The following is a 9638-nucleotide window of genomic DNA, read 5'->3' on the forward strand; positions in this document are numbered from 1 at the left end:
GACCGATCCTCGACGAGACCGGCAGAGTCTGCAGCATGCATGGTGGATCACCCTCTTTCTCAGGGGCTCAATTGCTGAAAGCGGAAGTGGAAGCGGAAGTGGAAAGGGAAACGGATCCCAGGGACCCGAACGACGCCTTGACGAGGGCGTCCGCCTCGAGATCGACCGCCGCGGCGAGCGATCCGGCCAGGACCAGGTCGCCGGCCCCGATGCCTCCGCCGAAGGAGGCGAGGATGCGCACCAGGCACGCCACGGACTCAGCGGGATGCCCCATCACGGCCGAGCCGTTCGCGGTCAGCACCAGGTCACCCGATTCGAGCACCATGGTCTCGGCGGCGAGATCGCGCCCGTCGAAGGGAACGGCCGCACCCAGGACGGCCATCGCGGACGAGGCGTTGTCCGCGACGGTGTCCACCCAGGCGATGTCCCAGTTCTCGATGCGGCTGTCGAGCACTTCGAGAGCCGGGAAGACCTCCGTGGTGACCTTCAGGACGTCCGCCGCCGTCGTCCCGGGATCGGAGAGGTCGGCGCCGATACGGAACGCGATCTCCCCCTCGACCTTCGGCTGGATGAACCGTCCCGGATCGAGGCGGGCACCGTCGGCGAGGATCATGCCTTCGGTCAGGAAGCCGAAGTCCGGTTCGTCGACGCCGAACATCTCCTGGATGGAGACGCTCGTGGCGCCGACCTTGTAACCGGCGTGCACCGCACCGTTCTTGTGCTCAAGCGTGCGCAGCACCCGCTGGACGGTGTACGCGTCCAGCGCGGTGAACCCGGGATACCGGGCGGAGACGGGCGGTACCGTCCGGCGTTCGTTCTTCGCGTTCCAGAGCTCCAGTGCTACCTGCTCGTGAACGGCCTGTGGATCCTGAAGCATGACGCGGCACGCCTCCGTTCAGCCTCGGGATGTCATTTGGTCGCCACGAACAGCCGCCCGCCGGGCATGATGTCCGACACGCACTCGACGTTCGAGAAGCCGGCGTCGCGGAACTTCGCCACCCACTGGTCCGGGGTGGGCAGCGCGACGTCCATGAAGTTCGCGTGCAGGTAGGTGAAGAGGGCGCTGAACTTGCGCTCGCGCGGCTCCTGTCCGTACGAGACCGCGTCGACGACGGCCAGGACGCCGCCGGGCGCGAGGGCCTTGCGGCAGGTGCGCAGCACGTCCTCGAAGACCGACTCGTCCTGCAGGACGTCGTGCATCACGAAGCACGCCTGGATGACGTCCGCCCCTTCGAGCGGGCCGGGGTCGTCGATCAGGGACTCCACCGACCGCTCGACCACCCGCAGCCGGTCGCCGACGCCGGCTCGGTCCGCGTCTTCGCGCGCCGCGGCGCAGGCGGCCGCGCTCAGGTCGAGGGCGACGCCGGTGCGGCGGTCGTCCTGGCCGAGGAGGTCGATGAGGAGTCCGGCGGCGCCGGCGCCCAGGTCGACGACGTGCTTCGCGTCGGCGGCCACGACCTGGTCGACCACGGCGGGATAGAAGGCCCGGTCGCCGATCCACCGCGAACTGACCGCCACCCGGCGCCCGTCACGGCGGTGCGTCCGCGCGGCGGACTCTCCGTCGGTGAGGAAGGCACGGGCGTTCTGCAGGAACGGGCTGTTGGCGGTCAGCGCCCAGGACAGGTAACCGACCTCGTGCCGCCAGTCCGCGTAGTCGTCGGACGCGCGGAACAGGCCCGCTCCGGCGTCGGCCGTGACCAGTCCCGCCGCCGACAGGGCGTGCAGGTAGTTCTCCAGGCCGGCCTGGGGGAGACCCGTCTCCTCGGCCAGCTCGGCGACGCCGAACGTGCGGCCCGAGTCGAGGACCCGGTCCACGCCGAGTTCGGCACCGATCTGGAGCAGCGCGGCGACGGCCGCGTAGTCCGCTCCCACCTCGCGTGCGGAATCCAGTTTCACTGTGGCTCCTCCGTGCTCTGAACGCTCATCAGATGACTTGGTAAAGCGAGTTCTTCTCGGCGAGCCCCATCGCGACCTCGATGATGGAGTCCTCCTGACCGGCGACGACGCCCCTGCGGCCGAGCTCCATCAGGATTTCGCGGGGGTCCACCTCGAAGCGCTCCGCGGCGCGGCGGGTGGGCGCGGCGAAACCGGAGAAGACGCCGGCGATGCCGCTGGTGATGGTGACGCTGTCGTTCGTCGGAACGCGCTTAACGAAGGTGGATTCCGCGAGATCGGCCGCGTCGAGTGCCGCGAACAGCTGGAGCTTGGTCTCGATCTGTTCCAGGTGCAGGTTCGCGGCGACCAGTTCCAGCGGGGCGTTGCCCGCCCCGGCGCCGAAGCCGCGCGCCGTCACGTCCACGATGGCCGCGCCCGCCTTGATGGCGGCCATGCTGTTCATGACCGAGAGACCGAGGTTGTTGTGGCCGTGGAAGCCGACGGCGATGTCGAGTTCCCCGACGAGCGCGCCGATCTTCTCCTCGACCGCGGCCGGGGTGTACGCACCGGCCGAGTCCATCAGGATGACCGCGTGCGCCCCGTACTCCTGGATGAGCCGGGCCTGCTCGACGAGTGTCTTCGTCGGTGCCATGTGGCTCATCAGGAGCATGCCTTTGACCGTGACACCCATCTCGCGCAGCATGGTGATCTGTTGACGGGTCACGTCCGCCTCGGTGCAGTGCGCGCCGACCCTGACCTCGTCGACTCCGCAGTCCAGCGCGGGCTTCAGGTCGCGTTCGACCGTCGCGAACCCCGGGATGGACAGGACGCCGAGACGGGTCTCCTTCAGCTGGGCGCGAGCGGCCGTGAGCATCTCGATGTCGCCGAGTGCGGCACGTCCGACCTGGAGGGACGAGGCGCCGAGCCCGTTGCCGTGCCCGACCTCCAGGAGGTCGGCGCCCGCCAGTTCGGCGGCCTTGGCGTACTCGACGATGTCCGTGCGACCCAGCTGATGCGCCACGGCGTGGTTTCCGTCGCGCAGGGTCGTGTCACAGATTTCGAGCTTCCGCCCGGCAGAGCCGTTCATCGACGCGCCCCCGCTCGTCCCTCGGCGACGGCCACGGCCGCGCAGGTGATGACGTCCAGATTTCCGGCGTAGCGCGGCAGCCAGTCACCGAGTCCCTCGACTTCGATGGTCACCATCGTGCGGTCACCGGTCGAAACGGGCGGAACGACTACGCGATATCCCGGGACATAGGAATTGATGAGCTTCTCCATCTTGTCGACCGCCACCCGGAGCGCTTCCATGTCGACCTTTTCGGAAGCGGGGACCGAGATGGTGTTGCGCATGACGATGCCGGGCTCGGCCGGGTTGATGATGAGGATCGTCTTCGCGGTGTCCACCCGGCAGAACTCGTGCGTGGCCTGCTGGGTCGTGAAGGCGTACTCGTCGATGTTCGCCCGCGTCGCGGGACCGACGCTCGCCGACGAGCTGGCGGTGGCGATCTCCAGGTATCCGAGGTTCTCGGAGGCCTCGCCGAAACAGTGCGCGATGGGGACGGCTGCCTGTCCGCCGCAGGTCACCATGGACACGTTCGGCTCGGTGAGGCACTCCTCGAGGTTCAGCGCCGGCACGCAGAACTTGCCCAGGTGCGACGGCGTGAGGTCGATGACGGGGATGCCCAGATCCTTGAGGATGCTCCAGTTGTGCACCGCGTCCCTGGCCGACGTCGCGTCGAAGACCAGGTCGATCCGGTCCCCCAGCTCGGCGACCGCGTCGATGCCGCCGACCGTCGTCGGGACCAGATGGGAGTCGGCGAGCGCGATGCCCGGTGAGCCGGCCCGCCGGCCGGCGAAAAGGTCGCACCGGAGATAGGGCGAGGCCTTGACCTTGAGCAGCAGGTCGCAGCCGATGTTTCCCGTGCCTATGATGGCCACGCGAAGAGGGTCAGAAAGGGAGCCGTTTTGTGCGTGCATTCACCTGTCCTCCATTCGCAGTCTCAATGCTGTGAGCGTCCGGTCGGAATTCTTCATTTTCGTGCCGGTACCAGGGGCGCCCGGAATTCCCGGTGCGGCTCTCCCGGCCGGCGGGGCGAGGCGCCCGTGCGCTGCCGGCGGGCGCCGGAGGCCGGGTCGATGCAGTCGGCGTCCCAGCCGGCCTGCTCCAGTTCCAGGACGATGCGGACGGCCCGCGCCGCCGGCACCGCGAACCTGACGGAGAGGGTGCCTTCCCGCGCCGAGTGCCGCGGCACCACGTCCTCCGGCTCCACCCGGAGCGCTCTGAGGGCGTCGAGCAGCCGCACCAACTGGCCCGGGCTCTCCGCGACCAGGACCTCCACCTGCGTCTCCCGGTCCGTGGAGTGCCGTCCCTGGATCGCCGCCAGTCCGGCGGCACCGTCGTCCAGCAGGTCCACCATCGGCTTCAGGCTCCGGCCGCGCATGTCCTCGGACGCGCCGCAGAGGTCGTCGAGCGTGCCGAGCACGGTCGTCAGGTCGTCCCTGAACTCGCGGAGCACCCCGGCCACGGCCGGCGCGTTGGCCTGCAGGATGTCGCTCCACAGCCCGGGGTCCCTGACGGCCATCCGCGTCATGTCGTGCAGCCCCTGCCCGGCCAGCCGGATCTCGTCCTGCGAGCCGAGCCGAAGCCGCGCGGCCATGAGGCTGGCCAGCAGATGAGGTGCGTGCGACGTCAGCGCCACCGCGTCGTCGTGCGCGCGACTGTCCATGATCACCGGGACCGCGCCGCACAGCGCGATCATCTCGAACACCCGGTTCACCGTGTCCTGCGACGTCGTCGGCGAAGGGGTCAGGACCCAGGCCCGGTCCTCGAACAGTCCGGCGCGCGCGGCGAGCGGGCCGTTGTGCTCACGGCCGGCCAGAGGATGCCCGCCGACATAACTCGACGGGTCGGGCAGGGACGTGAGCATCTCCCGCGTCAGCTGCGCCTTCACGCTGGCCACGTCGGTGTAGCTCCGGGCCAGGCCCCGCGCCTGCGTCTGCCCGAGCACCTCGCCGACGGCACCCGGTGGTACCGCGATCACGGCCAGGTCGGCGGGCTCGTCCGGGGCGCCCACCACTCCCGCGCCCAGCGCGGCGGCGGTGCGGGCGGCCACCTCGTCGTGGTCGAGCAAGTGCACCGCGACGCCGTGCCGGCTGACGGCCAAGCCGATAGACGTGCCGATCAGGCCGGTGCCGACGACGGCCACCGTTCGTATCATCGTTAACCCCCCTCAGCCTCTGGGCGGCCAGGGCCACCGCAGGTTTCCTCTGGTCGACGCCACGGCCGGCCCGCGGCCCGGGAACCGCCCCGGACGCGGCCGGGTCAGTAGGCGAACTCCGCCCAGCGCATTCCGTCGGCCGACGGCACGAGGCCGCCGTCCCGTACGGGGCCCTCGTCGTCGACGGCGCCCCCCAGCGCGGCGTGCACCTGGATCTTGGCCCCCTCTTCGAGCACCGACTGGACCAGCGTCGAGTCGAACAGGTCGCGGTCCGTGCCGTTCTCACCCGCGGGCCGGTTGGCCAGCTCGGAGAACTCCTGGAAGTCGGTCTCGCGATGCTCGGTGTAGGAAGCGGCGTTGACGAGTCCGCCCTCGCGCGAGGCACCGCCGCCGACCAGGTCGACGAAGGACTCGAGCCCCGGCGCCGAACTGTCGATGACCTTCTTGGCCGTCCAGAAGTACGAGTCCTCGTCCTGGTGCATGTCGTAGAACGCCACCAGGAAGTCGTGGAAGAGCGAGTACTCGTTCCGGTAGCGCGACTCGTACTCCTCGAAGCACTTCGCCTCGTCGATGTCGCCGCCCAGCGTCGAGTTGATGGAGCGGGCGGCCAGCAGACCGCTGTAGGTGGCGAGGTGGACGCCGGAGGAGAAGACCGGGTCGATGAAGCACGCCGCGTCGCCGACCAGCACCATCCCGGGGCGCCAGAACGTGTCCTGGCAGTACGAGTAGTCCTTGCGGACCCGGACCTCGCCGTAGGGACCGTCCTCCACGCGTCGCGCCTCGGACAGGTACTCGGCGATGAGCGGGCACTCGTCGATCAGACCCATCAGGGCCTTCTCCCGGTCCCCCTGAACCCGGTCCAGAGCCTCGCGCCGCAGGACCGCGCCGACGCTGGTCAGCTCGTCGGTGAGCGGGATGTACCAGAACCAGCCGGAGTTGAAGGCGGCACAGAGGATGTTGCCGGAGTTGGGGGCGGCGAGCCGCTTGCCGCCCTCGAAGTACCCGAAGAGGGCGATGTTCTTGAAGAAGTCCGAGTAGTGCCGGGTGCCGCCGATCCGGCTCTGGATGCGGCTCTTGTTTCCGGAGGCGTCCACGACGAAACGGCTGCGGACCTCGTGCCGGACTCCGTCGGCGTCGCGGTAGACCACCCCGGCGACCCGGCCGTCCTCCTCGACGACATCCGCCACGGAACTCCGCTCGCGGACGTCGACCCCCTTCGCGCGGGCGTTCTCCAGGAGGATCTGGTCGAACTTCATGCGCTCGACCTGATAGGCCAGCGAGGTCGGCCCCGAGAAGGTCGAGGAGACCGAGAAGGAGAACGTCCACGGCTCCGGGTTGCTGCCCCAGCGGAAGGTGCCGCCGCGCTTGGGCATGAACGCGGCCTTCTTCAGCTCGTCCTCGACACCGAGGAGCTTGCAGATGCCGTGCACCGTCGAGGGCAGAAGGGACTCCCCGATCTGGTACCGGGGGAACTCTTCCTTCTCCAGGAGAAGAACTCGGTAACCTTGCATAGCCACCAGAGTGGACACGGTAGAACCACCCGGCCCACCACCGACGACAACGACGTCGAACTCGTGGTCGCGATGCATGACGCCTTCTCCTTGGATCGATTGTTCACGGTGAATGAGAGATGTCCGTCCGTTCGCACGGACGGCTCCGGGGCTGTGCGACGGCGCCGCGGAGCGGCCGGACCGCCGGCGCGGTGTCAGCCCGGCACGCCGGAGACGAAGGTGCCGAGGGTGCGCGCGGCGGCCGTATCGGCGCAGCCGGCCAGGAGGAGGGCCTCCTCCAGTTCCGTCCGCAGCAGCGAGAGCACCTCGGCGACGCCCTCCGCCCCGGCCGTACCCAGCCCCCACAGCACCGGGCGTCCGATCAGGAGCCCGTCGGCGCCGAGGGCCAGGGCGCGCAGAATGTCGGTGCCGCTGCGGACACCGCTGTCCATCAGGACCTGGCACCGACCGCCCACCGCTTCGACCACCCGCGGCAGCGCGGTGATGCTGGGCAGCGCCCCGTCCAACTGCCGGCCGCCGTGGTTGGACACCACCACGGCGTCGGCCCCGAGCCGAACCGCCTGTTCCGCGTCCCCGGGATCGAGGATGCCCTTGATCACCAGGGGAAGCCGGGTCTGCTCCCGGAGCCACTGCAGGTCCGGCCAGCCGAACGTCGCGTCGAAGGCGTTCTTCGTGTGCGTGGCCACGGCCGACTCGCCGGGCCGGTGGGAATGCGCCGCGGAAGGCCCGTCGGGCTCCAGGTTGGCACTGCGGATCCAGGACGGAAGGGTGAACTCGTTGCGCAGGTCGCGCAGCCGGCGGGCCATGACCGGGACGTCCACGGTCACCATCAGGGCCTGGCAGCCGACCGCCTCGGCGCGGCGGATCAGCTCGACCACCCGACCGCGGTCCCGCAGCCAGTACAGCTGGAACCACAGGGTCGCGCCGGCCTCGGCGATCTCCTCCAGCGTGCTGCTGCTGATCGTGCTGACCACGAACGGCACCCGCGCCGCCGCGGCGGCCCGGGCGGTCGCGAGTTCGCCGTCCGGATGCAGGAGACGCTGGTACGCCATCGGCGCGACGGCGAGCGGCAGCGCGGCCGAGGTGCCCACGAGCCGGGCACCGGTGTCGGCCTTCTCCACGCCCGCCAGCACCCTCGGTACGAGCGCCACCCGGTCCAGGGCCGCGCGGTTGGCGTCCAGGGTGGTCTCCGCGCCGCTGCCGCCGGTGATGAAGTCCCACACCTCGGGCGCCAGCCGCGCGGCGGCCGACCGCTGGAGGTCCTGAACGCACACGGGCGGCGTCCGCGTCGTGGCGACCGGAGCCCCGGACCGCTGGGCCATTACTTCTCAGCCCCCGCCTCGGCCCGCTGCCGCTCGACGGCCTCGTAGAGCGCCTTGATGTTCCCGCTCCCGAAGGTGCGGGCGCCCAGGCGCTCGATGACCTCCATGAAGAAGGTGCCGCGCGGGTGGACCGAGGAGGTGAAGATCTGGAACAGCTGGCCGTCGTGGTCCTCGTCGACCAGGATGTCCAGCTCCCGCAGCCGGGGCACGGAGTGCTTGGCGGTGTTTACGGCGAGCAGCCGGTAGTAGGCGTCCGGCGTGCTCAGGAAGGCCACCCCGGACGACTTGAGCAGGCCCACCGACTCCACGATGTCGTCCGCGGTGAAGGCGATGTGCTGGACGCCGGCACCGCCGTGGTTCTTGAGGAAGCCGTCGATCTGCCCCGGCTCCAGCGAGGTGTCGGGTTCGATCAGGGTGAGCGTGACGGAACCGGTCCGGCTCTGGATCACCTTGGAGTCCATGGCCTGACCGCCCACCAGGATGCGCTCCTCGAAGATCATCCTGAAGTCCAGGGTCTTCTCGTAGAACTCCACGGTGGGCGAGAGCTGCCCGGCTTCGAGGCAGACGGCGAAGTGGTCGATCTCGTTCAGGCCGCTGTCGAAGCGCGTGCCCGTTCCCGGTCCCGGGGAGAAGCCCGGCAGGGACCGTGCGTCCTCGCCGGCGGGGCGCTGCACGAAGGTGTGGATCACATCTCCGAACCCCCGGATCGAGGCGGTGACGAACCCGCCCCGTTCGGCCGGCTCCGCCACGGCCACGGCGCCCCGGCGTACGGCCTCGGTGAACGCCGCCGCGGCGTCGGAGGTCGTCAGGGCGATGTCGGCCACCCCGTCTCCGTGCTGCGCGACATAGGCGGCCACGGGGTGGTCGGCACCCTGCGCCGTCGTCAGCACCAGCCGGATCCGGTTCCTGCCGAGCGCCACCGAACGGATCGTGTCGCCGGACTCGGCCGGCTCGGAGGCCCCGTAGACCTCGAACCCGTAGCTGTCTGTGAACTGCGCCGCGGCCGCCGTCGTGTCGTGAACGTAGAACTCGACGTGGTCCAGGGAGAGTTCATCGAAAATGGAAATGTTCGAATTCGCCATTTGCTTCACTGTCTCAGTTGACTGTATGGCCAGGACGGGGGCCGGTGAAGGCGGGCAAGGCTCACGCCGTTGCATTCATCTGCTGTACGAGGCTGTGCGGCCGCATCTCCGTCCAGTTCGAGTTGATGTACTCGATGCAGGACGCGCGGTCGTCCGAGTGCACGGTGGTCCAACCCGCCGGCACTTCGGCGAACTTCGGCCAGAGGGAATACTGCTTCTCTTCGTTGATCAGCACGAGGTATTCCGCCTTGGGATTCTCGAATGGATTGGTCATCGCCTCGCTCCTTCTGTTCCCTGTGTGTGCCCGGGCTCAGTGAGGTGCGGGACCGGTTGAGCCGCGAATCCGCATTCAATATGAAGGTTCGAACTTGAGGTGGGGTCGGGTGTCGCTGGAGATCCATGCCTCCTGCCCGGGACGGGGGTGACCGGCCCGTGGCCACTCGCCTAATCTGGCCGCGGAGATGACGAACGGCAGGCTGAATAACGTCGAGCGGCCGGCGCCATCCGGGGCTCTTCATTCCGCAATGGTCCGCGCCGCTGGTCCAGCAGAACTTTCCGCGTTCTCAACATCGAAAGAGGGTGATCCACCATGCATGCTGCAGACTCTGCCGGTCTCGTCGAGGATCGGTC

At 69.2% G+C, this 9638-nt stretch carries 9 protein-coding genes; all 9 read right to left on the bottom strand.

Translation table 11 applies throughout. The features are described 5' to 3' along the window. Positions 1-67: 67 nt before the first annotated feature. Positions 68-877, bottom strand: a complete 810-nt coding sequence (locus IE108_RS34370) for a 2-keto-4-pentenoate hydratase (protein ID WP_064732243.1) — start codon at positions 875-877, stop codon at positions 68-70. 32 nt (positions 878-909) lie between these two features. Further along, on the bottom strand, positions 910-1896 hold the full coding sequence (locus IE108_RS34375) for a methyltransferase (protein WP_079163904.1): 987 nt from the start codon (positions 1894-1896) through the stop codon (positions 910-912). Positions 1897-1924: 28 nt separating this feature from the next. Beyond that, complete coding sequence (dmpG, locus tag IE108_RS34380; RefSeq protein ID WP_064732244.1) at positions 1925-2962, bottom strand: 4-hydroxy-2-oxovalerate aldolase; 1038 nt, start codon at positions 2960-2962, stop codon at positions 1925-1927. Beyond that, positions 2959-3813: an acetaldehyde dehydrogenase (acetylating) gene (locus IE108_RS34385; protein WP_202545703.1), complete on the bottom strand. Its 855-nt coding sequence runs from the start codon at positions 3811-3813 to the stop codon at positions 2959-2961. The genes dmpG and IE108_RS34385 overlap by 4 nt, the downstream gene beginning before the upstream one ends. Before the next feature lie 92 nt (positions 3814-3905). Further along, positions 3906-5093 carry a prephenate dehydrogenase gene (locus IE108_RS34390; RefSeq protein WP_079163905.1) on the bottom strand — a complete coding sequence of 396 codons (1188 nt, stop codon included), beginning with the start codon at positions 5091-5093 and terminating at the stop codon, positions 3906-3908. Between the two features lie 104 nt (positions 5094-5197). Then, positions 5198-6682 (bottom strand): tryptophan 7-halogenase, encoded by a 1485-nt coding sequence (locus IE108_RS34395; RefSeq protein ID WP_064732247.1) that lies wholly within the window; start codon positions 6680-6682, stop codon positions 5198-5200. 116 nt (positions 6683-6798) lie between these two features. Then, positions 6799-7878, bottom strand: coding sequence for an alpha-hydroxy acid oxidase (locus IE108_RS34400; protein ID WP_373297098.1), 1080 nt, complete (start codon positions 7876-7878; stop codon positions 6799-6801). Positions 7879-7925: 47 nt separating this feature from the next. Then, positions 7926-9008: a 4-hydroxyphenylpyruvate dioxygenase gene (hppD, locus tag IE108_RS34405; protein WP_064732249.1), complete on the bottom strand. Its 1083-nt coding sequence runs from the start codon at positions 9006-9008 to the stop codon at positions 7926-7928. A gap of 61 nt (positions 9009-9069) precedes the next feature. Next, positions 9070-9282, bottom strand: a complete 213-nt coding sequence (locus tag IE108_RS34410) for an MbtH family protein (RefSeq protein ID WP_064732250.1) — start codon at positions 9280-9282, stop codon at positions 9070-9072. Between the last annotated feature and the right edge of the window lie 356 nt (positions 9283-9638).

It is taken from the genome of Streptomyces parvulus (genome assembly GCF_014648855.1).
GTDB lineage: Bacteria > Actinomycetota > Actinomycetes > Streptomycetales > Streptomycetaceae > Streptomyces > Streptomyces parvulus.